This is a genomic window from Paenibacillus sp. J22P90, from assembly GCF_059692195.1.
The window spans coordinates 649436-674801 of the sequence record NZ_JCAUAY010000002.1; the positions used below are offsets into that span (position 1 = coordinate 649436).

General features: G+C 46.1%; 16 protein-coding genes. 11 read left to right on the plus strand and 5 right to left on the minus strand.

Features of this window, described 5'->3' with window-relative positions:
• Positions 1–25: 25 nt before the first annotated feature.
• Positions 26–1306 (minus strand): hemolysin family protein, encoded by a 1281-nt coding sequence (locus AC58UX_RS07745; protein WP_497251126.1) that lies wholly within the window; start codon positions 1304–1306, stop codon positions 26–28.
• 242 nt (positions 1307–1548) lie between these two features.
• Here AC58UX_RS07745 and rocF point away from each other — a divergent pair, with 242 nt between their 5' ends.
• Positions 1549–2460: an arginase gene (gene rocF, locus AC58UX_RS07750; protein ID WP_497252109.1), complete on the plus strand. Its 912-nt coding sequence runs from the start codon at positions 1549–1551 to the stop codon at positions 2458–2460.
• 13 nt (positions 2461–2473) lie between these two features.
• A complete protein-coding gene (locus AC58UX_RS07755) occupies positions 2474–2851 on the plus strand; it encodes a glyoxalase superfamily protein (RefSeq protein WP_497251128.1) in 378 nt (125 codons plus the stop codon).
• 480 nt (positions 2852–3331) lie between these two features.
• On the opposite strand, the gene AC58UX_RS07760 is transcribed toward AC58UX_RS07755, so the two are convergent.
• On the minus strand, positions 3332–4750 hold the full coding sequence (locus AC58UX_RS07760; RefSeq protein WP_497251130.1) for an aspartate ammonia-lyase: 1419 nt from the start codon (positions 4748–4750) through the stop codon (positions 3332–3334).
• 245 nt (positions 4751–4995) lie between these two features.
• On the opposite strand from AC58UX_RS07760, the gene AC58UX_RS07765 reads away from it, so the two are divergent.
• Positions 4996–6195: an ornithine--oxo-acid transaminase gene (locus tag AC58UX_RS07765; protein WP_497251132.1), complete on the plus strand. Its 1200-nt coding sequence runs from the start codon at positions 4996–4998 to the stop codon at positions 6193–6195.
• A gap of 62 nt (positions 6196–6257) precedes the next feature.
• Here the strand turns inward: AC58UX_RS07765 and AC58UX_RS07770 are convergent, their stop codons facing one another.
• From AC58UX_RS07770 to AC58UX_RS07780, 3 genes are all read right to left on the minus strand, one after another.
• Entirely contained in the window at positions 6258–6866 is a 609-nt protein-coding gene (locus tag AC58UX_RS07770) for a carbohydrate-binding family 9-like protein (protein ID WP_497251134.1), read from the minus strand.
• 35 nt (positions 6867–6901) lie between these two features.
• Positions 6902–7345: a DUF2663 family protein gene (locus AC58UX_RS07775; RefSeq protein WP_497251136.1), complete on the minus strand. Its 444-nt coding sequence runs from the start codon at positions 7343–7345 to the stop codon at positions 6902–6904.
• Positions 7346–7813: 468 nt separating this feature from the next.
• The gene (locus AC58UX_RS07780; RefSeq protein ID WP_497251138.1) at positions 7814–8050 is read right to left on the minus strand and encodes a cold-inducible protein YdjO-related protein; all 237 of its coding nucleotides are present in this window, start codon (positions 8048–8050) and stop codon (positions 7814–7816) included.
• 156 nt (positions 8051–8206) lie between these two features.
• Here AC58UX_RS07780 and AC58UX_RS07785 point away from each other — a divergent pair, with 156 nt between their 5' ends.
• From AC58UX_RS07785 to AC58UX_RS07820, 8 genes are all read left to right on the plus strand, one after another.
• Positions 8207–9466, plus strand: coding sequence for an MFS transporter (locus AC58UX_RS07785; RefSeq protein ID WP_497251140.1), 1260 nt, complete (start codon positions 8207–8209; stop codon positions 9464–9466).
• 131 nt (positions 9467–9597) lie between these two features.
• Positions 9598–11973, plus strand: coding sequence for a helix-turn-helix domain-containing protein (locus AC58UX_RS07790; RefSeq protein WP_497251142.1), 2376 nt, complete (start codon positions 9598–9600; stop codon positions 11971–11973).
• A 343-nt stretch (positions 11974–12316) separates the two neighbouring features.
• Positions 12317–13981: a type 2 periplasmic-binding domain-containing protein gene (locus AC58UX_RS07795; RefSeq protein WP_497251144.1), complete on the plus strand. Its 1665-nt coding sequence runs from the start codon at positions 12317–12319 to the stop codon at positions 13979–13981.
• Positions 13982–14056: 75 nt separating this feature from the next.
• The gene (locus AC58UX_RS07800) at positions 14057–14986 is read left to right on the plus strand and encodes an ABC transporter permease (RefSeq protein WP_497251146.1); all 930 of its coding nucleotides are present in this window, start codon (positions 14057–14059) and stop codon (positions 14984–14986) included.
• Between the two features lie 16 nt (positions 14987–15002).
• Entirely contained in the window at positions 15003–15878 is an 876-nt protein-coding gene (locus tag AC58UX_RS07805) for a carbohydrate ABC transporter permease (RefSeq protein ID WP_497251148.1), read from the plus strand.
• A gap of 154 nt (positions 15879–16032) precedes the next feature.
• Complete coding sequence (locus tag AC58UX_RS07810) at positions 16033–16812, plus strand: class I SAM-dependent methyltransferase (protein WP_497251150.1); 780 nt, start codon at positions 16033–16035, stop codon at positions 16810–16812.
• 127 nt (positions 16813–16939) lie between these two features.
• Positions 16940–23650, plus strand: a complete 6711-nt coding sequence (locus AC58UX_RS07815; RefSeq protein WP_497252111.1) for a DUF7507 domain-containing protein — start codon at positions 16940–16942, stop codon at positions 23648–23650.
• Positions 23647–25332 (plus strand): hypothetical protein, encoded by a 1686-nt coding sequence (locus AC58UX_RS07820; RefSeq protein WP_497251152.1) that lies wholly within the window; start codon positions 23647–23649, stop codon positions 25330–25332. Before AC58UX_RS07815 ends, AC58UX_RS07820 begins: the two co-directional genes overlap by 4 nt.
• Positions 25333–25366: the final 34 nt, after the last annotated feature.

Sequence of the window (25366 nt, forward strand, 5' to 3'; positions counted from 1 at the left end):
TCTAACTACGATCCGAGCCCTTTATTTATTCTTTCATAATCTCAATTTTCCGTATCCGATTCTTATCTCTTTCCCGCACAATGAAGGTCAATCCATCATTCTCCCAAGCTTCTCCCACTTTCAACTCAGACTGCTTACTGTACAGCCATCCGCCAATCGAATCCACGTTCTCGTCATGAATGTCTAAGCCCAGTACAGCATTTAACTCGATTATTAAGGCATTGCCATCTATTAAATAGTGTCCTTCGGCTAACGTTTCAATTTCTTTGCGTTCATCTTTATCGAATTCATCCCGAATCTCCCCGACAATTTCCTCAAGAATATCTTCAATTGTAATCAATCCTGACGTACCACCGTATTCATCAAGGAGCAATGCTATATGTACTTGTTCACGCTGCATCTTTTTAAGCAAGGATTTCACCGGCATACCATCCGGAATCGTCATGATCGGTTGAAGTAAACCTTTAAAGTTAAAATTCGGATTGGAGAAGTAACTTAAGAAAAATTGCTTCGTATTCACGAACCCGATGATATGATCTTTGTTCCCTTTTGCAACTGGAAAACGGGTGTATTGTTCTTTGGTTATAATGCTCATGTTCTCTTCGAGTGACTTGTCCGCATAGAGACAGATCATGTCCGTCCGTGGAACCATAATTTCGCGTGCCAACAATTCATCAAATGAGAAGATCCGATTCACATATCGGTATTCTGTCTTATTTATTTTCCCACTCTCGAGGCTGTCTGATAAAATAATGCGTATTTCCTCTTCCGAATGGGCCTCTTCATGCTCGCTCGCAGGCTTGACGCCAAATAGTTTAACAAGCTGAGTTGCTGAACCATTTAAGACCCAAATGAACGGATACATGATTTTATAGAAAAAGATAATGAATGGCGCTGTTAGGATGGAAATCGCTTCTGCTTTCTGAATCGCTAACGTCTTAGGCGCTAGTTCACCAAGGACAACATGAATATAAGTAATGGATAAAAAGGCGATACCAAACGATAAAATGTGCGATACCGTTTCACCTAAACCAAGACCGTGAAATAAGGGTCCGAGAAGCTTTTCAACTGCAGGCTCACCTAACCAACCAAGACCTAGCGCTGTAATCGTGATGCCGAGCTGACAGGCAGATAAGTATCCGTCCAAATTGGAGGTAACGGTTTGAACCGCAAGGGCATTTTTCTTGCCTTCCAACACCATTTGATCTACACGGCTAGGACGAATCCGGATAACCGCAAATTCTGTTGCGACAAACAAAGCAGTAAGTACAATCAGTGCAGCGATTAAAAACAAATTGATAAGCATCGTAACCAGGTAACCTACTTTCGAATATGTATTTACTTTTTAAGTGTATCTCTATTGGTCTCACTTATCAATTTTCATGAAAACGACGCAGCGAAAAAGGGATTTCCAAAGCGAACAAAGAAAATATAGCTTCATATAGTAAAGTAGGATGGTTACATGTAGATTGGGAATGTTAGTCAAAGGAGCACACCCCGAGGATTTAGTAGCTGGTCATCCAAACAGAAGGAGTTGATCCGATGAGTATCAAACCTACAATCGCAGCAATCAATGTCAACTTTGATCTGGGCGCAGGTCGCCGTGGTGCAAGTCATGGACCAAAGGCAATTTGGGATGCAGGACTACTTCACGAACTCCAACAGCTAGCCTATACCGTAGATCAAGTTGCTGATCTTCGTCTCGTTAATGACATAACCCCGCCATTAGATGCGCAAATCGATTCACGTAATCTCAATTATTTCGCTGAAGTTATAGACATCAATACCCAGCTCGCCGATCAGGTTGCTCAGGTTGTCAGTCAAGGAAATTTCCCGCTCATTATCGGCGGCGATCACAGCATTGCGATTGGGACGATAGCCGGATTATCAAACCATTATGCCAACTTAGGGGTCATCTGGATTGATGCCCATTCTGACTTAAATACACCGGATACAAGCCCCTCAGGCAATATTCATGGGATGTCGCTTGCGGTGAGCATGGGTATCGGGCATCCTTTGTTAACCAACTTAAAGGGGAAGAACCCGAAGGTAAAACCGGAAAATATCGTGCTCATTGGAGCTCGTTCTCTGGATGATGGCGAGAAGAAGCTCATTCGGTCGCTTGGTATCAAATGCTTCACCATGTATGATATAGACCGCAAAGGTATGGCCCATGTGATGCAAGAAGCGATTGATTATATTAAAATAAAAACAGATGGCGTTCATCTCAGCTATGATGTCGATTCCGTGGATCCCATCGAAGCGCCTGGGACGGGGACTGCCGTCAAAGGCGGGCTTCATTTCCGTGAAGCTCATCTCGCCGTCGAGATGCTGCATGAAGCAGGTATCGTGACTTCTGCTGAATTTGTTGAGGTCAATCCGCTTCTGGATGACAGCAACAAAACCTCGCAGTTGGCCGTAAGCCTCATCAGCTCCTTGTTCGGAGAGCAGATTTTATGAGACTGTGTAGGAGGTGAATCCCATACCAACGATTAAAGGGGTAACTCCCGTATTTCGCATGTTTGACGAAACGAAAGCCAAGGAATTTTACATCGATTATTTAGGATTCACCTTAGGTTGGGAGCATCGGTTTGAGCCTGATTTACCTCTATACATGGAAGTTACCCTAGGTTCTCTAGCACTTCATTTATCGGAGCATTACGGTGACTGCAGTCCAGGAGGAGCGATTCGTGTAGAAATGGAAGACCTTAAAGCGTTCCATGCGCGATTGCTCGAACAAAAATTCAAATTCTCCCGCCCTGGCATCGAAAAGACACCATGGAATACTCGCGAAGTGACGGTGACGGATCCTTTTGGGAATCGGATTATGTTTTTTGAGAGAACGGAGTAATGGCGAATAAGAGGAAAATCCAGTGAAATGACCGTAAAACAAGCTAAAATTTCGATTTGATTGGATAATTCCAATCAGATCTTCGGTTTTGCTTCTTTTTTGGCCCGAATTAAGTTGCTCTAATGGATTTATCCAGTGTAGGACTTAAATGAAGGCGGAAAATGACGAATATCATGGATATATCCAATAGGGGGAGAGCGGAGGGATTATGTTACCTCTCCATCTGCTAAGAAATGCAATAGTGCAACCTTTCTCTATCAAATAGTTGATTTCAGCTAAAATTGATGCAAATAGGCATCAATTCTGCATTTTCAGCTCTGTTTACACCTTCTCGCCCCCAAAAAGATGCCTTTTTGCATTTATTTAAATCGTTGAAGTGATTTCCCCTGAAAAGGATGCTCTTTTACACTTTTGCCACCTGTGAACCGTATACACATCTGAACAAATAACCCCCGCTCAAATGAGTCGGGGGTTTAACGTTTAGTCAGCTGGCCGAAGCAATCTGTCGCCTGCGATACCAGGCGTCGTCATTTGAATCGGATTTAGAATTTCTTCGATTTCCTCTTGCGTAAGAAGACCTCGCTCTAGGATGAGCTCCTTCAAGGTAAGGCCCGTACGAACCGCTTCTTTCACGAGCTGGGCGGCAACCTCATAACCAAGATGAGGGTTTAAAGCGGTGACGATGCCGAAGCTTTGCTCCACATAATTTTTACAGCGCTCGCGGTCGGCTTCCAAGCCCTCAATGGCGAAGCGCTCGAACACGCTGGCAGCATTTCTCAATATTTTCAACGATTGCAGTAGATTAAAAGCTAACACCGGTCCCATAACATTCAGCTCAAACTGCCCCGCTTCACAGGCCAAACAAATCGTATGGTCATTGCCAATGACTTGGAACGCCACCTGATTCACAACTTCCGGCATCACGGGATTCACTTTTCCTGGCATAATGGATGACCCAGGCTGTCTAGGCGGCAGCTTCAGCTCACCTAACCCAGCGCGTGGTCCAGACGCCATCATGCGGATATCGTTGCAAATTTTCGATAAATTGACCGCACATACTTTCAAAGACGCTGACAACTCCGTGTAGGCATCCATGTTTTGCGTTCCGTCTACCAAATGCTCCGAGATCTCGACGGGAATCCCCGCAGCTCCTTTTAGATGAAACATGACTCGTTCCACATATTCAGGCTTCGCATTAAGCCCCGTCCCGACGGCTGTAGCGCCCATGTTGACGATTAACAGTCCACGCATCGCCTGCTTGATTCGATTGATATCCCGCATCAGCACGCGCGCATAAGCACCAAACTCTTGTCCCATTCGGATCGGCACCGCATCTTGGAGGTGGGTTCGACCCATTTTAATCACATCATCAAACTCAATTTCCTTCCGGGCAAAAGCGCTCTGCAACGAGCTTAATGCTTCTACTAATTGCTCCGATAAACGGTAAGCGGCTATTTTAATCGCTGTTGGTATCACGTCATTGGTCGATTGCGACATATTCACATGATTGTTCGGGTTGCAATGGAAATAACTCCCTTTTTGCTCACCTAAAAGCTCTAAGGCCCGATTCGCCAACACTTCGTTCATATTCATATTAATGGAGGTACCTGCTCCGCCTTGGATGGAATCGACGATAAATTCCTCAATCAACCCTCCCCCGCTCACTTCTTCAGCCGCTTTGACTAAAGCTTCGCCTATTTTTTTAGGCAGCATATGGGTATCCATATTCGCTTGTGCAGCCGCACGCTTCACTTCAGCAAGAGCCGTAATCAACTCTGTATGAATCGTGACACCTGTAATGGGGAAATTCTCAATGGCTCTCATCGTTTGAATGCCATAATAGGCTTGAGAAGGTACTTGCTTTTCACCTAAAAAGTCTTTCTCAATGCGAAATGTCATCGGACTACCATCCTTTATCACTTCATATTTCATTCCCAAAAGCTTCTGCTGAACCTGACGCGGCCTCAAGTTCATGATCGTGGTTATTTTTAGCTTAAAAGTCAGGGATATGCACGGGCCGGCGAACTTTTGAATAGCCTAACCTATTTTTCAATTATATACTTAGGATGTCATCCTACGCTAATATTAGAATACAATGAAGTACATCTGAAGATGCTGTGACCTGATCTAGGGGAGGAATTCACATGACTACGCAAAGCTCCTATATTATTGAACAAACCGAGAAGTATGGCGCACGTAATTACCATCCACTGCCGCTTGTTATTTCCAAAGCTGAGGGTGTTTGGGTGGAAGATCCTGAAGGCCGTCGATATATGGACATGTTGAGCGCGTACTCCGCTTTGAATCAAGGGCATCGTCATCCACATATTTTAAAAGCATTGATGGAGCAAGCCGGTAAAGTTACTTTGACCTCTAGAGCCTTCCATAGCGAAACGCTTGGATTGTTCTATGAGAAATTATCACGATATACAGGTAAGCCGATGATTTTACCGATGAATACCGGCGCAGAAGCGGTTGAAACAGCCATTAAAGCCGTGCGTCGTTGGGGCTATGATGTGAAAGAGATTCCGGAGAATCAGGCCGAGATTATCGTTTGTGAGGGTAATTTTCATGGTCGTACGACGACCATCACCTCTTTCTCCTCGTCGCCAGAATATCAGCGCGGATTTGGTCCCTTCACACCGGGCTTTCGTATCATCCCTTATGGGGATGTAGAGGCGCTGCGTGAGGCGATCGGGCCGAATACCGCTGGATTTATGGTGGAGCCCATCCAGGGCGAAGCTGGTATTGTCATTCCGCCGGAGGGCTACTTGCGTGACTGTTATGAGCTGTGCGCGGCGAATCAGGTATTGTTCGTTGCGGACGAAATCCAAACAGGATTCGGCCGCACAGGCCGCCGCTTTGCCAGCGACTGGGACGGCGTCACGCCGCACCTGTACGTCTTAGGCAAAGCCCTCGGCGGCGGTGTGTTCCCGATCTCGGCGGTGGCCGGAGATCGCGAGGTTCTTGGCGTGTTCGAGCCAGGCTCACACGGCTCGACGTTCGGCGGGAATCCACTCGGCTGCGCCGTGGGGATCGCCGCTCTTGAGGTGCTCGAAGCCGAACAGCTCGCAGAGCGTTCGGATGAGCTTGGGGCTTATTTCCTGAAGCGGCTTCAGGAAATCAAATCGCCGCGAATCAAGGAGATTCGCGGGCGGGGTTTGTTTATCGGCATCGATCTGACCGATGCCGCGCGCCCTTACTGCGAAGCCTTGAAGGAGAAAGGCTTGCTGTGCAAGGAAACGCATGAGCACATCATTCGTTTAGCGCCGCCACTTGTCATAACGAAGGATGAGTTGGACTGGGCGTGGCAGCATTTGTATGAGGTGTTGAATGTGCAATAAGTAGTTACCGGCTCTAACAAGAAAAGACTCCCACACTTCCAAGGAAGCGCGAGAGTCTTTCTTCATTCTTTCACAAACACAAGCTCGCCAAATTGCTGAGGAATATGGAAATTGACCTTCCCGGTAGGCGACCAAGCCGAATAATGCCGGATGCCATCGCGATCATCGTCGATTCGGAATACGTTCCAATGCCATACCGTTCCAGCCTGAGGCACACCTGCCTCATCCAAATCGGCAAATGGAATCCGCACGTTATAGATGAGCGATCCTTGATCAGTACCTTGCGTAACCTCCGCTTGGAAGCCTCGCGCGATCCAAGCGGTATCTACCTCTTTGTTCCCATCCAGAGAATTATGGATCAACGCATCGAATAAGACGCCACGCGGGCTGACTTCAAATTCGTAGTAGGTTGTGCCGCCGCCGAATGGATCAATGAACACCTCAACGACGTCCTCCTCGTAGAGAGGCTCGTCGCGCTGCGTCATTGTTGCGACAACAAGATCATCTTGGCATTCGTAGCGAATATGTACGCTTTCCTGTGACCAGCAGGCACGAAAACGTGTCTCCAACCGCGGAGCCTCCGCCGTCACCACGTCACGCAAATAACCAACTTGCGCTAATGACCAATCCCACTTCGTAACGTCTTCGGTATATCGACATTCGTATTTCATCTAGTTACCTATACCTCGCTTCTGCCTAGCAAATTTCAACTCTTATACACAATATTAATATCAAATTCCTGAGATAGGAAGCGTGAAATTTGATCCCGAGACTCTGACTTCACATCTTTGAGCCAAGAGGCATCTAGGCGCTCTATCACTTCTATTCGTAAATCTTCATATTTACTCTTCGCCTTTTCCATTTCACGTGAACGATGGGAGATAAAGAGGAACAGTGAAATACAGGCAAACAGCAAGAAACATAGCAATTTATTGGCGATGATCAGCTCCAAAACGAGCAGAGCATTCCCGCCTGAACGCACGATTACATGACGATACAAGAGGAAGAGGACGAAGAGCAGGATGCTACCCGTCAAAATGGATAGAATGGGTTGCATTTTCTTCAGCCTGTCCCATTTCACCTTTCGCTCTTGCAACTCTTGCAGCATCGCCTCGGTATCATCACTCACATTGATCTTCGGTCCAATCACAGCATCTCCCCCTCATAAATATGCTATGCTTGTCTCTAGCTTTTCATCACACTACAATTCTATCGCTCGGGGTCGGGGACGGGGGCCAGGGGAGCATCCGCGGGGGTCCAAAATTGCAAAAGAGCAACTTTTTTCGTTGAGACGAGGCGTTTTTCGAAGAATGCGTGCAAAAAGGCAACAATTTTAATCAAAATGCCCCAAAATGGCTAAATCCTCCAGAAAAAGTTGCCTATTCGCATCAATTTCCTTCAATCGTACATACCCCATTGGGAAAGATGCGTTTTTGCACTTTTGCCACTACCATCCACCCAACATCACCATCGCAACTATCCGCATTCCCCCATAACAAAAAAAAAGACCAAGAGCATCACTCTTCATGCCTCGCTTGAAGATGCTCTCGATCTTAACCTATTAATTAACCTATGGATCTGACTTATAAATGAAGAAGAAATAACTTCAATGATGTCGTTAGAAGCGTTTCTTTCCTACAAGAAACTTTTTGTTTCCTTTTTTAGTCGTTACAGGTACATGCTTGTAGCTGCGTACCATTTGCGTTTTACAAAGCGGGCATGTCGGTAAAGCTTCCGTGACGAATTCTTTGCGAACCCAAGCTTTACACTCTGTTCCTTTACATTTCCAAATCTCGATCTGTTCAACTTCTGGCTTCTGCTGCTCTTCCGTTACAATACTCGTTGATGTAGACATTTCAATTATGTGCTCCCTGCTTCGTAGATTAGACTACTTATTATTATACAGATCGGATCGAATATCAAGTCTTTCCCGTGTTCAAAAGTATTTACCAGTGGTAGAATAGACAAAGCGATTGCAATTTAGACACAACTACAAAGGCAGGAATTTCGGATGACCACTTTACTACGTGAATGGAAGCAGCAACTTGAAGGTTATAGCCGAAATATTAAGCTGTTTTTCTGGTTCAATTTTGTATGGAACTTAGGCATCAGTATGTTTGGGCTTGTGTACAATCTATATGTAAGAAGCTTAGGCTACGAACAGACCATGGTCGGACATATCGTAGGGATGACCGCTTTAGCCGCGGCCATTATTCTGATCCCGGCAGGCATCATGAACGATCGCTTCGGACCGAAGCGTATTATCTCCATCGGCCTTATTTTCACAATTGCTGCGTTCACCGCGCGATCTCTCATCGAAGCCAACGAAGGAATGATGATTTCCGCTTTCCTTGGCGGTATGGCATTGGCCGTTGTTTCAGCGACAATTCTACCATTTATGGCGAATAACTCCACTCCTCAGCAGCGAGTGCATCTGTTCAGCCTCAATATGGCGCTGGTTATGCTTGCAAATGTTATCGGCATTTCGCTCGGCGGCATACTGTGTGATTTCTTTCAATTTTTAATCGGTGTCGACGAGATACATAGCCTTCGGTACACCTTATTAATTGGCGTGGCGATTGCCGCACTGGGTGTCATACCGATGTCTCTATTTGAAAAAAGTGAATATGAAGAAGCAACGCCTCAGCGCGAAACATTGAACTGGAAACACACATGGCGCGAACACAAAGTATCCATCCAAGTGATCGCCATTTTCTGTATGCTTGGCTTGCTTTCCTCGCTGGGCGGCGGGATGATCGTTCCGTATTTGAACGTGTATTTTGAGGATCGGTTTGAAGCTTCCAAATCCGCCATCGGGATTGTCGTTGCTTTGGGACAAGCAGCTACAGGCGTAGCCTTCCTGATCGGACCTATGATCGCGAAGCGTTTTGGCGAAGTTAAATCTGTTGTGTATTTGCAGCTTAGCTCCATCCCTTTTCTTTTAATAACGGCTTTTTCAGCAAACTTTTACTTATCTTCGGGCGGGTATTTATTCCGACAAGCTCTAATGAACGCTGCAAATCCATTCTACAATTCGATCAAAATGAGTTATGTGCACCGCTCGCTTCGCGGACTCGCATCCAGCTCCGGGGAAGCCGTGTTTAACCTAGGTTGGTTTATCGCTTCTCCCATTAGTACAGGCCTTGTATTCCGATATGGCAGCTATTTCGGATATGCGTATGCTTTTTGTATTACGGCGGTCGTCTATTCGGTCATTTCGTTTTTATTTTATTTCTTCTTTGGCAAACAACGATTTAAAACCCTTGAGTGATCCCACATAAATTATATCTTTTCCCTCGTTGACGTAGACGAAGGAAAGGAAATACAATAGAATGAGAGCGCATTCATGCTTACTTCTCGGGTGCTCATTGATGAAAATCGAAAACGAGGGGGTCACTGCCTATGCGTCTGCACAATAAAATCACTTTTAATAGACAAAGCATCGTATTAACGTGGTTAATTTCATATATTGTCATCCTCCTGTTGCCTGTGGCGATAGGTCTGCTATTGTATATGGAGTCCAACCGTACACTAAAGGAAGAAATTCAACAAGCCAACGATTCCCTACTAAAGCAAGTTCGCGAAGTAATGGACAACCAGTTTAAAGCGATGGAACAGCTCAATTTTGAGATTACATGGAATGTGAACATTCAAGAACTGCTCTATTCGAATAAATACGACACATACCCGAAAGATTTCCCTTACGATTTGTACCAGATCGCCAAGAGCTTATCCTTGTACAAAACCTCCTATCCGCTAATCGACTCGTTTTATATCTATTTGAATCATAATCAGTCTGTCATTCTCCCCACAACCGTTCGTTCAAAAGACTTTGCCTACGAAACGCTGCATAAAAGCGAAGATTTCCCTTACAGTTCCTGGCAAGCCATCATGACAAACCGCAATTTCAAAGGATTTATCCCGATGGATCGCATCGGCGATGATAATAGTCTGCGCAAGACAGTTGCCTATGTCAGCACCTATCCCGTTGAACACGACCAACCGCTCGCTACGAATGTCATTATGATTGATCAGTCACGTATTCTAGGCGCTATTCAGAACATGGAAATCTTCAATAAAGGCCATGTCCTCATCCTCAATGAGCAAAATCAAGTGCTAGCTTCCAGTGCAGAGGGCACGATGCCTGTAGATTTCCCTTATGCGAATCTGGATAACGCTACCAATTTTTATTTTAAAAGCAACGATGGTGAGAAATATGAAGTATTTAATATTCAATCGCCGCGCTCCAAGCTGAAATACGTCTCGATCATGCCCAGCACGACTTATTGGCAGAAGGCCTCTCATATTCGCAACCTCACCTATCTAAGCATGCTCATAAGTCTATTAGGTGGAGGGTTACTCACGTTTGTTTTCTTAAGAAGAAATTACAATCCTGTTCGTCGCTTGGTTCATGCTTTTTCCAAGAAACAGACACTCGTATCTGGGAAGTATAATGAATTTCATTTTATACAAGAAGCATTGGACAGTACGTTAATTGAGATGGCTAATTTCCAAAGTAAAGTCGAGAAGCATCGGCATATTGTACGCTCCCATTTCGTAGAAAAGCTGCTAAAAGGCAAGCTTGACGGTAAAATTCCGATTGCAGAGGCATTAACGACTTTTGATATGAAGCTCGACCGGAAAGAATTTGCTGTGATGCTCTTTGTCATCGATAAAAGGGAGTCCTTCTTCGAACGGATTACAGATACACCCGAAGAGGAGAAGTGGAAGCTGCTTCAATTTATCATCAGTAACGTGGTAGAAGAATTAGTATCCCAGCAGCACCGCGGCTATGTGGCCGAAGTGGATGATACGCTAGCCTGTTTAGTCAATATGACGACAGAGGAAGATCAGCATAGTGCCAAAGAGGAATTGATTCGCATCGCAGACAAGGCACAATCGTTCCTAGCCTCCACCTATGATATTCACCTGACCATATCGATCAGCAGCGTTTACGAGCATGTTTCCTGTGTTCCGCAAGCTTTTCTAGAAGCTTTAGACGCAATGACCTACAAGCTCGTCATGGGTGGTCACGAAATTCTGGCCTACACGGATCTCACACCGAGTACGCACTGTGACAATCCTTCCGGCTATTATTATCCGATGGGTGTTGAACAACAATTGCTGAACGCCTTGAAGTTCGGCGAACTGACAGAAGCTCGTGCCATTCTGAGTGAGATTATTGAGAAAAACTTTGAAGACTCTGGAATTTCCGTTTCATTAACGAAATGTCTCATGCTAGGCTTAGTTACGACGATTATGAAGAGTATCAATGATACAGGCGGCATACAAGAAAGCTTCTTCATCCGCAATCCTAAGCAGCTTGATCGCTTGTTGAATAGTAAAACCATCACCGATATGAAGCTGCAATTGGATGACATGATCACGCAGGTTTGTGCCTTTACTGCCGCTAAGCGGCAGCATGCGAATTCGCTCACGAAGCAAAAAGCGCTGCAGCAGCTCGTAGAGCAAGTCAATACCTACATTGAGCACAATTATACGGATGCGAATTTGAATGTGACGATGATTGGCAGTCATTTTGATCGCAAAGCAACGTATTTATCGAAGCTATTCAAGGACTATGTCGGCGAAGGCTTGCTGGATCGCATCAACAAGGTTCGGATTGAGAAATCCAAACAGCTGCTTCGCGGGAAAGAGCAATCGGTCGGAGATGCCGCATACGGTGTTGGCTTCAATGATATTAACGCTTTTATCCGTGTATTTAAAAAAGTAGAGGGCATTACACCAGGGAAATATAAAGAAATGCTTGAAAAATAATCCATGAAAGGGCAGCGAATAGCTGTCCTTTTTGTCACTTTAAAGCCAAATTCCATCAATTTTATGGCTTGATGAGCCAAAATTGGCTTTTTTGATGAAGGAATTGGATATTTTGAAGAGTCTATTGGTATTTATGGAGATGCGATTGGAGATATTCAAGATTTCATTTATGTAAGCGTTACCATATAGTTAGGGTATGGCACAGGCAACTACAACATGAGACTTCCGAAGCCTGTTTTTCTGGACAATTTTCATGATAGCTCAACTGCCAGCTTTTTTGGCGAAAAGCCAGTAACGCTTCGATTGCCGTTTTTTTGGCAAAAAACTTTGAGGAGGTCTACACATGAAAAGAAACAGTAAAAAAATGTTCACCATGTTGGTTACCACATCTTTGATGGGAAGCTTAGTCGTTGCCTGTTCGTCCAACTCTTCAACGACAAGTACACCTAGTCCAGCAGCTTCATCAGGTACTACACCTGCTGCATCTGCAGCGCCAGCTGGGGCAGCGGTTACGTATCCGCTCAAATCAGACAAAACCTTAACGTACTGGGGAGAGCTTCCTGGTAACTTAACAGGGGTCAAAGCGACCCACGCTGACACGCCATTTTTCCAAAACTGGCAAAAGGTCACAGGTGTTCCTTTGAAATTCACAGCACCGCCAACCAACCAAACGACGCAAGCACTGAACGTCTTGCTGGCAACTGGCGACCTGCCTGATATGATCGAGTACAACTGGCAAGGTGAGTTCCCAGGCGGACCAGAGAAAGCGATTAAAGACGGATACATTCTCAAGTTGAATGATGTCATTGATAAATATGCACCGAATTTGAAGAAATATTTGAAAGAGCATCCAGATGTAGATAAGCAAGTGAAGACGGATAACGGCAGCTACTATGTATTCCCATTCATCCGCGGCGATGATTACCTGCGTGTATTCCAAGGACCGATCGTACGTAAAGACTGGTTAGATGAGCTTGGTCTCCCTATTCCTCAAACCATCGACGAGTGGTACACAACTTTGAAGGCATTTAAAGAGAAAAAAGGTGCAACAGCCCCATTCTCCGTCGTATCAGTACCTAGACCATTTAACGAGTCGGGTAACGGCGCTTTCCTCAGTGCTTTCGGTGTAACACGTGACTTCTTTATTGATGATAAAGGCGCCATTAAGTTTGGTCCTGCTGAGAAAGGTTACAAAGATTATCTGGCTACCTTCCACAAATGGTATGCAGAAGGCTTAATTGATAAAAACTTTGCAACTGCTGACAGCAAAGCGATGGATGCGAACATGGCTTCCGGCGCTACAGGCGTAACGGTAGGTAACGCAGGTGGCGGTATCGGTAAATTCCAGCCGCTGATCACTGCTAAGGATCCGAAAGGCGTGCTGATCGGAGCTCCATATCCAGTGCTCAAAAAAGGCGACATCGCGATGTACGGTCAAAAAGACCCTGCAAATGCACCTGGTGGATCAGTTGCTATTACGGCGACATCCAAAAACGTAGAAACAGCTGCAAAGTTGCTTGACTACGGCTACTCCCAAGCGGGAGGATTGTTCTTCAACTTCGGAACTGAAGGCACTTCCTACAAAATGGAAAATAACTATCCAAAATACACGGATATCGTGATGAACAATCCAGATAAGCTGGCACCTGCACAAGCATTGTCATTGTATATCCGCGGTAACTACAACGGTCCATTCGTACAAGACAAACGTTATATCGAGCAATACTTGGCTATGCAATCCCAACGTGATGCTGTTTCCACATGGTCCAAAACCGATGTAGACAAACACAAAATCCCGCCAGTTACGGCGACACCAGAAGAAAGTACAGAGCTTGCGAAAATCATGACAGATCTGAACACGCTTGTTGATGAAATGACACTCAAAATCATCTTGGGCACAGAGCCTGTAGATAGCTTTGATAAGTATGTTGAGAAATTCAATAATGTTAAATTGAACCGTGCGATTGAAATCAAGAAAGCTTCCTTAGATCGTTATAACAAACGTTAAAATCTAGCTACAAGGGGTGAGGAGCATGTGCTCCTCCCTTCTTGATTCAATTTCCTCGGCGAAAGGAGAGATAATATGCGTAAAACAGCGGAGGCTAGCTTTCCCGTACGTTTCAAACGCGATTTTCTATTAAATAAATATTTATACCTGATGATGGTTCCCGTCCTGGCTTACTACTTTATCTTCCATTATGCGCCGATGTATGGAGCCATAATCGCATTCAAAGAGTATACCCCGATCAAAGGGATACTCCATAGTCCATGGATTGGTTTCCAAAACTTCCAGGACTTCTTCAGCAGTTACTATTTCTGGCGTATTCTCAAAAATACCGTGCTCATCTCTCTCTATACGCTATGTTTTGAATTTCCTGCCCCGATCATTTTGGCTATTCTCATTAATGAGCTGGCGAACAAAAAATTTCAGCGTTTTGTGCAAACGGTTACTTACATGCCTTACTTTATCTCACTCGTCGTCATCGCGGGTATGATCAAAGATTTTACGAATAATGGCGGCTTAGTGAATACGTTCCTGACTTATTTTGGCGCGAATGATACAGCGATGCTGCAGAAGCCCGAGCTGTTTCGAACCATATATGTATTATCTGAAATTTGGCAAAAAATTGGATGGGAATCCATTATTTACTTAGCTGCGCTCATGAGCATTGATCAAGAGCAATATGAGGCTGCGAAAATGGATGGCGCTACTAGACTTAAATCTATCTGGCATATCACCTTGCCGGGAATTCTACCAACGATTTCGATCATGTTCATTCTACGGATGGGGAATTTGCTCAACGTAGGATTTGAGAAAATCATCCTGCTCTACAACCCAAGTACCTACGACACGGCGGATGTCATCTCTTCCTTCGTTTACCGTAAAGGCTTGCTCGAATTTGGCTGGAGTTATAGCGCCGCGGTTGGTCTCTTCAATTCCGTGATCAATTTAGCTCTGCTCATTACTGCCAACAAAATTAGTAAAAGAGTTAGTGAAAATAGCCTATGGTAGTGAAGGAGGCGCTTAGATGAAAACCAGCTATTCAGATCGCGTATTTTACGCAGTGAACCATGTCCTGTTGATATTATTAGTCATCGTTACGCTCTATCCCCTCATCTATGTCGCTTTCGCTTCCATTAGCGATGGCGCGCAGCTCATCACGCACAAAGGTTTCCTCTACCGCCCGCTGGGCTTCAGTATGGAAGCTTACAATAGTGTATTTAAGAATCCCTCTATTTTGAAAGGCTATCGCAACACGTTATTCATTCTCGTCTTCGGTGTTACGACCAACCTTATTGTCACGGCGTTAGGGGCATATGTGCTATCCCGTAAAAATGTTATGTGGAACAAAGTCTTTATTTTCATCGTAATTCTCACGATGTTTTTCAGTGGTGGACTTGTTCCGATGTACCTTGTCGTGAAGGGCGTCGGACTAATCGACTCCTTATGGGCAACAATTTTGCCATTCGCTGTTAATACCTTCAACTTAATTATCATGCGAACCGCCTTTATGGCTGTTCCCGAGAGCCTAGAGGAATCAGCGAAAATGGATGGCGCCAATCATTTCACCATCTTGTTCAAAATCATTATCCCGCTTTCCATGCCCGTTATCGCGGTAATGATTCTGTATTATGCCGTGGAGAAGTGGAACGGTTGGTTCTGGGCTTCGATCTTCCTGAAAGATCGTGAATTGTATCCGCTTCAGTTAACACTTCGGGAAATTTTAATCGCGAATAACACGGATATGATGTCCTCCGGTGCCAATGCCGCTGATCAACACCAGATCGGGGAATCGATCAAGTATGCCACCATCATGGTTGCCTCTGTCCCTATTCTCATTCTCTATCCTTTCGTTCAAAAGTATTTCGTGAAAGGCGTCATGATCGGCGCTGTCAAAGGGTAATGCCAGAACGTCGTCCACTCCGAATCGGAGGGACGGCTTTTTTTGTCCCCTTACTGAATATTTTCTTCCCGTAGGCACAAGCAGAGACTTAGAAAAAACTTGGCCATACATTATAGGACAGCAATGTTTTCCACATCAGCTAGGGGGGACTACCATGCATGTTGATCTTGGATGCGGCCAACATAAACATTTAAATTTCGTAGGCATCGATTGTGTTAAAATACCCGGCGTTGATATCATTTGTGATATCAATAGCGGCATTCCCTTGCCTGACAACTCCGTAGAATTTGTAATGGCAAGCCGCAGCCTTCCCTATGTGACGGATTTATTCGCCGTCATGTCCGAGTTATATCGAATCTGTTCACATAAAGCGATTGTCTGTGTGCTCGCTCCCTATGCTCATCATTTTCGCCATATGTCTAATCCTTATTTGAAACATAGATTTGATGAATACACCCCGCGTTATCTTACGAATGTCTTTCTACAACCTGCAGGAAGCCCCGTCTGTCCGCCTGTGCCAGACTATTTGGTGAACGAAGTCCCATTTGATTTCCGCCTTATTCGGATGGAGCTTTTTTATGAGCCCCCTTATTCAACGACGCTGTATGAGCAGGATGAATTAGACATGCTGCAATACGTGCAACCCAATTTGGTCAGCGAGATCATGTATCATTTTGTCGTTGTGAAGAAAGAGCTGTTGGTGGACGAGTGGCAGCGCATTTGCAAACAAACCTATTTCGAGCCTATTTGGGTTCCCGCCCTCAGACGTCAACCCTCCCCTGAATTGGAAGTACAACCTGAAGAAATCAGTAGTACTCCCCCTTCACCTATCATTACTCCAGTCAGCAAGTCCAAGCAAGAGCCTGTCTCCTCGCCAAAAAAACAATCAACTACCGTTAAAAAAAAATCAACCACCCACAAGCAAAAAAACTGATAATAAAAGATCATCTTTTCAAAATTACCTCATATCTTAAGACCATCGGCCTATTTGACATTCCATCACCACACCGTCTTCTTTCTTCATGAAAAAAGGACGGTACAAATACTAGGGGGTGACGACCATAGCTCTCGTCGTCAGGGCCACACTCAACGCAACTGGCGCGATTACGTTCACCGGAAATACACTTGGCCTAAGCCGCTCAAATACGGATGGTGTACCGGGAACACAGGACAGCATCGGTGCTTTTACTACGATTAACACCGCGCTCAAATATGGAACCTATCCTTCAGGAACGACCAACCTCTATACGCTCAATAGCTCATCTGCCATTCTAACCATTCCTGCTGGAAGTACCGTATTGTATGCAGAGTTGATCTGGGGCGGTTCCTATATTAATGGCACTGTGAACTTGAGTGCCGCTATTAATAATGCCGTCACGTTTACGACACCAGCTGGAACCTCAAGTATTACGCCGGACAATGCTACAAAGAATGAATTTGATTTAGGGAGCGGCGCCTTCGGGTATGTTCGATCAGCAAATGTCACCACATTGGTACAGCAAGGTATGGCCGGCACCTACACGACAGGCAATGTCGTCGGAACCATCGTTATTCCCGGCGATCCCACTGCCAACCATGCGGGTTGGACGCTCGCGGTAATTTATCAGAACACCAGTTTGCCATTCCGCAATATGTCACTTCGCGTTGGTGCCGTACTTGTACAATCGACGTCTCCACCTGTAAACACAACAATTACTGGATTTGCTACACCAGTCACTGGGGCATTAGGAGGCAGAGCCTTATTCAGTGCTCAGGAAGGAGATGCAAATAGAACCGGTGACCAAGCGCTATTTGGGCCCACATCAGGTACTTTGGTCGCCTTATCAGGACCTAATAACTTTGCCAATAACTTCTTCGCTTCGCAAATTAATAATGATGCAGGCAACCTGAATACAACAGGTACTTTTGGTTCTTCGAATCAAATTAACGGAGCGCCAGGCACCAATATTACCGGCGGGAGACAAGGTTGGGATATTACCAACGTTGATGTTTCTGCCAGGTTGATTAACAATCAATCTTCTGCCATCTTGCAATTGACAACCTCAGGTGACGCCTATGTGGTCAACGCTAACGGTATTCAGGTCGATATTAATGCACCTAAAATTAATGTCACCAAAAGCGCGAACGTTGCCGGCACCGTTGTAGGGGATACCATCACCTACACGGTTACCACGAGTAATACCGGAACAGCTAGTGCTGCTAGTATCGTCCTTTCGGATATACTGCCCACCGGTTCCACCTTCGTACCTGGGAGTGTCACCGTAGCAGGTGTAGCGAAACCCACCTTCGATATTACAACAGGCGCACCGCTAGGCTCGCTAGCCTTTGGCTCCTCCATTACCGTCACATATAAAGCAACGGTTACGAGTATTCCTACTCCTTCACAGATTGGGAATACGGCCAATGCGGCCTTCACTTTCCAAAGTGTGGCCGGCGGTAACGTCATCACAGGTGTCATTCCGTCTAACACCGTAACAACACCGATTTACGCGCCCAAAATTGGCATCGTGAAATCTGCCAGCACCGCCAACGGCTCTGTTGGAAGCACAGTCACGTATACGCTGCAAGTTGCCAATACGGGAAATATTGGTGCTGCTGTCAACATTACCGATAATATTCCTGCTGGGACGTCCTACGTACCGAATAGCTTTCAAGTCAATGGCGTAACAGTCCCAGGCGCCAATCCCGTTACCGGTGTCAACATCGGAACGGTAGCCGCCGGCGGCTCCTCAACAGTCACCTTCGCTGTCTTGGTGAATTCACTTCCTTCGCCGCCACAGCTTGTGAACAAAGCGAATAGTACATACACGTTTCAACCTCCAGACGGCCGAACGATTCCAGGTACTGCGGAATCGAATACCGTCACCATCCCTGTCCGACTACCAAGCGTTGGAGCTGTCAAAAGCACAGCAGTCGTGGATGCTGTTGTAGGCGATACCTTCCTCTACAGCACCGTCATCACGAACTCGGGTGTGGAGAGCGTCACGAATGTCAATATGACGGATATTGTTCCTGCAGGCGCTGTGTTTGTACCCGGCAGTGTATTTGTAGGCGGTGTTAACAAGCCGACTGCCACGCCAGACGGCGGGATCGCTGTTGGCACGATTAGTGCTGGCAGTTCGGTTACCGTTACGTTCCAAGTGAATGTCGTTTCATTGCCTGCCTCCCAGCAATTAGCGAATCAGGCAAGTATCTCGTACAGCTCAGGTACCTTTACCGGAACCTCATTAACCAATACAACGACGACGCCTGTTTTTAAGGCGCAAGTTGCCATTAGTAAGAGCGTTAATAGTACGAACGCTACCGTTGGCGATACCCTAACTTACACGCTCACCGTGAACAATCAAGGGAATATCGCTGTTCAACCTACCGTAGTTGACCTCATATCGCCATCAACCACGTTTGTGCCCGGCAGTGTGACGATTAATGGCGTCTCGAGTCCCGCTTCAAACCCTGCAACAGGGATTGCCGCAGGGTCGCTAGCTCCATCTGGAACGACAACGATTACGTTCCAAGTTATCTTACAAAGCTTGCCATCACCACCTAGACTTACAAATTCTGCATCAGTCAATTACACCTATCAGCCGCCAGATGGACGCACCTTGTCCGGCAGCGCCACCTCCAATACGACTGACATCCCTGCTTCTGCTCCCAATGTGACAGTCAATAAGAGTGTAAACCTGTTATACGCCGCTGTTGGTGAAACGCTTATTTATACACTTGATATCCTTAACAATAGTATTGTTCAGGTTAACAATGTGGTGGTCAATGATTCGCTGCCGACCGGCGTTACGTTTCAAGCAGGCAGTGTAACCATTAATGGGGTTCCAAAAGCTACAGCAGATCCCAACTCTGGTTTCACGCTAGGCAGCTTAAGTCCAGGCGCCTCAGCGCAAGTTGTTTTCCGAGCTACGGTCACGTCGGTGCCTACTCCGCCTCAGCTTGAAAACCATGCAAGTGTTAGCTTTACCTCCGGCGTTTTCTCCGGAGCTGCCTCCTCCAACTCTGTCGTCACACAAGTTGAACAGCCGATTCTGTCTCTTCTTAAAAGTGCAAGCTCGTCACTCGCAGTCATAGGAGATATTGTCACTTACACCATTGAAGCACGCAATACGGGCAGTATTGCAGCGGATGTCACAATCTTTGACAATATTCCAGCCGGTACCACGTTTATTGTAAACAGCGCTATGGTTGATAATGTACCCTTACCTGGTTCAGATCCAGTTAGCGGTATCTATGTCGGAACCATTCCTGTTGGCGGCACCAAAACCGTTGCCTTTGAGGTTGAAATCGCATCTTTGCCGAGCCCACAACAGCTCGTCGATCAGGCGACAACCAGCTACACGTTCACACTTTCCGATGGCCGCACGTTATCCGGATCAGGAAGTTCCAATACGGTCGTCATACCTGTATCCGCTCCTAACGTCACGGTCGTGACAACAAGTAATGTGAATTCAGCCATCCAAGGTGACACGGTCATGTATACGATTGTTGTCACCAACCAAGGTGTTGCGAACGTCAACAATGTAGTTTTAACTAGCATTGCCGATGTAAGCACTTCATTCATTCCCGGAAGCGTCATCGTAAATGGCGTACCTTCGCCAAACACGAATCCGTCGACCGGTATTCCAATCGGTACCCTGGCTCCGAATACGCCGGTTACTGTGACATTTGAGGTGATAATCACAATGCCAACGCCACAAATCATTAACCAATCTAGTGTCAGCTTTACATCTGGTACGTTCTCAGGCTCCTCCTCTTCCAATGATGTTATCACGCCTGTTACGCAAGCGAATTTGACGTTGCTGAAAACAGCCAACACATCGAATGCCACTGTTGGTGATACCGTACTCTATAGTATTCTCGTGACGAATACAGGCAATCTTGAAGCGAATGTGATCGTGACCGATACGATTCCAACAGGAACATCTTTCGTTGAGAACAGTGCTATCGTTGACGGTACGCCGCAGCCAGGAGCCGATCCAATTACAGGCATTAACGCCGGCACGATAGCAGCAGGAAGCTCCAAAACGGTATCCTTCTCCGTGCTCATCGTCTCATTGCCGAGCCCGCAAATCATCAGCAATACCGGTACGGCTACATATACCTTCTTCCCGCCAGATGGACGTACAATTACACGCACAGCGACATCTAATACCGTATCGTTCCCTGTTTCTTCGCCAAATGTATCTGTCAACAAAACCACAACTTCTACAGCGCTCACTGTCGGAGACACGATTGTTTATAGTACCGCTATCACGAATAACGGGATTGTCCCCATTACGAATGTTTCATTTTCCGATCAAATTCCAGCAGGTGGAACCTTCGTTCCCGGAAGTGTTGTCATCGTTGGTGCTCCGACACCTGTCGTACCTCCTAATCCTGCCACTGGCGTCACCTTGGGCACAATTGCCGTTGGAGCCACTGTTACCGTATCTTTCTCTGTACTTGTCACATCGCTGCCTACGCCAGCGGAATTTAATAACTTTGCAGCTGTTAGCTTCACTTCCGGCGCTTTATCAAGTACTACGACTTCGAATACAGTCACCACGCCTATTTATCAACCTGTCATTAATGTTCTCAAAAGTGCAAACAGCATTAACGCCACTGTAGGCGATACCGTTGTCTATACGTTAAACGTCTCAAATACAGGGAATTATGCAACTTCTGTTAATATTTCGGATACGATTCCAGCGAATACGAGCTTTCTGCCAAACAGTGTTTTTGTTGGCGGCTCGCCTTGGCCGGGAGCAGATCCGGCAACAGGCTTTTCCATTGGCACGGTTGATCCGAATGCGACTGTACCTGTTACTTTTTCCATTATTATAGATTCGTTGCCTAACCCACAGGTCTTAACCAATACGGCTACAGCCGATTATACCTTTATGCTTCCTGATGGTCGTACATTCAATCGCAGCGTGAATTCCAATACGGTTACCATCTCCGTATCATCACCTGACGTTAGCATTGTCAAAAGTACAACTGTTACTGACGCTGTTGTGAACGATATTATTCCTTACAAATTCGTCATTATGAACAATGGGCTTGCTCCCATTAATAATGTCGTATTCTCTGATCCGCTGCCTTCTGGAGAAGCCTTCATCCCTGGCAGTGTCGTCATTATTGGCGCTCCAACGCCTCCTGTCCCGCCGAATCCAGTGTCAGGTATTGGCCTCGGTACAATTGCAGTAGGTGCGACCGTTACCATTACGTTCGATGTCAGAGTCACATCCTTGCCAGACCCTGCCCAATTAAATAACTATGGCTCTGTGAGCTTTACTTCCGGTGCCTTCTCAGCGGTCACTTTCTCCAACACCATCACAACACCGGTCTATCAACCGATCCTCACCGCAGTCAAAAGCTCAAATTCAACGAACGCTACGATTGGCGATTTGATTATTTACACGATTAACGTAACGAACTCAGGTAATTTCCCGGCATCCGTAACGCTCATTGACACAATTCCGAATGGTACAACGTTTCAACAAAACAGTGTCGTTCTTAATGGGATTACACAGCCAGGTGCTGATCCTTCTGTCGGCATTCCTTTCACTTCACAGCCGGGAGCCACGGACGTCATTACCTTTGGTGTTCTGATCGTTTCCTTGCCAAGTCCACAAACACTGGTGAACACAGCGACGGCTAACTTTACATTTATTCCTCCTGACGGGCGTACCCTCACTGGCTCGATCAATTCGAATACCGTGACCATCCCTGTCTCAGCACCAAATGTGTTGGTATCAAAATCATCGACTGCAACTGATGCCGTTGTTGGGGATATTGTTCCTTATGAAGTTATTATCACGAATAATGGCATCACGACCATTAATAATGTTCAATTCTTTGACCCGCTTCCAGCTTCCACAAGCTTCGTACCTGGCAGCGTCAAAATTAATGGGGTAACCGCACCGAATGCGAATCCGACGAATGGGATTTCACTCGGTTCTATTCTCGCAGGAAGTCAGGTTACCGTTACTTTCAATGTCACGGTTACTGCACTGCCTACATCCCAGCAGCTTAGCAATCAATCGTCTGTCACCTTTACAACAGGTGCTTTCTCGGCTGCAGCTTTCTCGAACACAGTTATTATCCCTGTGTATCAGCCGATACTTTCTGTGGTCAAAGGCGCCAATACAACGAATGCAACGGTTGGGGATACGATCATCTATTCCATAACGTTGCAAAATTCCGGAAATCTCTCTGCGCTTGCAACGGTGTTCGATACGATTCCGGCAGGTACAGCCTTTGTTCCAAATAGTGTTATTATCGATGGCGTTTCTCAGCCAGGCGTGAACCCAGCAACAGGTATCGATGCAGGAACGATTGCTCCGGGTGAGTCGATAGATGTGTTAATCACATTGGAAGTGACCGTAGATGCGCTGCCATCACCTCAGCTTCTTTCCAACCAAGCTACGGCCAACTATACGTTCACACCACCAGATGGACGTCTATTAAACGGCACTGTTCAATCCAATATTTTAGTCATTCCAGTATCAGCGCCTAACGTAAAAGTTGTGAAAAGCACTGATGCCGTTGACGCGATTGTCGGCGATACGATTTTGTACACCATCGTGGTCACGAATAGCGGTATTGAAACCGTTAATAACGTCGTGTTGACCGATCCAATCCCAACCGGAACGAGCTTTATTACGGGAAGTGTCACCGTTGGCGGTGTTTCCAAACCTGCTCTTAATCCAAGCACAGGTGTACCAATCGGTTCAATTCCTGCCGGTGGGTCTGTCACGGTTACATTCGAGGTGACGGTCGTATGACCGCCGACTCCCATTCCACCAATCATCTGATTAATCAATCCATGGTCCGATTCAGCTCTGGCAGCTCTACCAGTCATTCCTACTCTAACATCGTAGATACGCCGGTCGTTGGACCCATCATTACGATTCTAAAAAGGGCCAATACGATCCTTGCTGAGCTAGGTCAGGTCATCACCTATAAGTTAACGATCGCCAATAAGGGTAACTTGGATGCACAAGTTACCCTCTATGACAACATGCCTGAGGGTACAGCCTTTATTCCGAACAGTGTGATCGTGGATAATATCCCTTTGCCCATGGCCAGACCTGATCAAGGAATTTCGCTTGGCCTTATGCAGGTATGTCAAACGTTGGAAGTTACCTTTCAAGTCATCGTCTTAGAGGCTCCCCCTTCCCGACATCTGAAAAATCAAGCTACGGCTGTATATCGTTTCCATACGCCTGGCGGAAGAGATGTCACAGGGAGCTCCAAATCGAATACCGTCACGATCCCGTTCAAGGACATTAAGATATGTTTCACCAAGGAGGCAAATACGACCTCTTCCTATGTTGGCGACACGGTAACCTTTACTTTCAGGATTACAAATGAAGAGGATACTCCGATTCTTCGCCCATTCTTTCATGATGATCTGCCTGCGGGGGCTGTCTTTATTCAGGGAAGTGTCAAAATCGATCAAGTCAGCTATCCCTCCGCTAATCCATCCGAAGGGATCAAGCTTAGTGAGATTCCCGGCAACGCTGAGGTTGTCATCCAGTTTCAAGGCATGATTACGTCCGTCCCTCCATCCGATTGCCTTGTCAATACGGCGATTTTAACGTATATGAACGGCGATTATCGAGGAAAAATCATGTCTAATCCGGTGTCCATCCATGTGTATGATCCTGCGATGACGGTTGTTGAATCCGTACTGGAAAAACAAGCAACATTAGGAGACACCTTATCGTTTACCATTACGATTACCAATCATGGCAATATCGCCACCGATGTATCGCTGTCCGATTTCATACCTGAAGGCAGCTCGTACGTCCTGGGCAGTCTTACCGTGGACGGCGTCCCTTACAGCCAGCGGATTCTTCCTAGCCCTGTACCGCTCGGCATCCTGCAGCCGCAGAAGTCGTTTCACATTGCCTTCCAGGTCACTGTCAATTCGTTTGCGATCTCGCTCCAGCAGAAACAGCTGACCAGCCAGGCCCATGTCTTATTTACTTTCCGTCTGCCAGATGGTCGCTTAGTTTCCAACCGCATCCTGTCCAATCAAGTTCATGTTGAGCTGTTATGGCCAATCCTGGATATACTCTTGTCAGCCACACCTAAGCAAGCCGAACCAGGATCTACCATTCATTACCAATTTCAAGTAGCTAATACTGGAAATTTAACTGCGAACAACGTGTACCTGCTGGATTGGATTTCTCAGTTGAATACACTTGTCCCTGGCACTCTGATCGTCAATGGGGTTGTTATCGAGCAAGTGGATGTGAAGCAGCCATTGTCGCTAGGTTCGCTCATTCCTCATTCCACTATTGAGATTACGTATGAAGCGACGATTATTCATCATCCAAATGCCAAACGCATCACACTGAAAGCAGCCGCGACATACGATTATCAAGTCAATGAGCCGGTTCATAAAGGCACTGTCATTTCCAATGTTGTCGTCATTCGCATCGATCATGCGGACGAATAGAAGTTAGTACGAAAAAGCCGAGGCTATAGCAGCC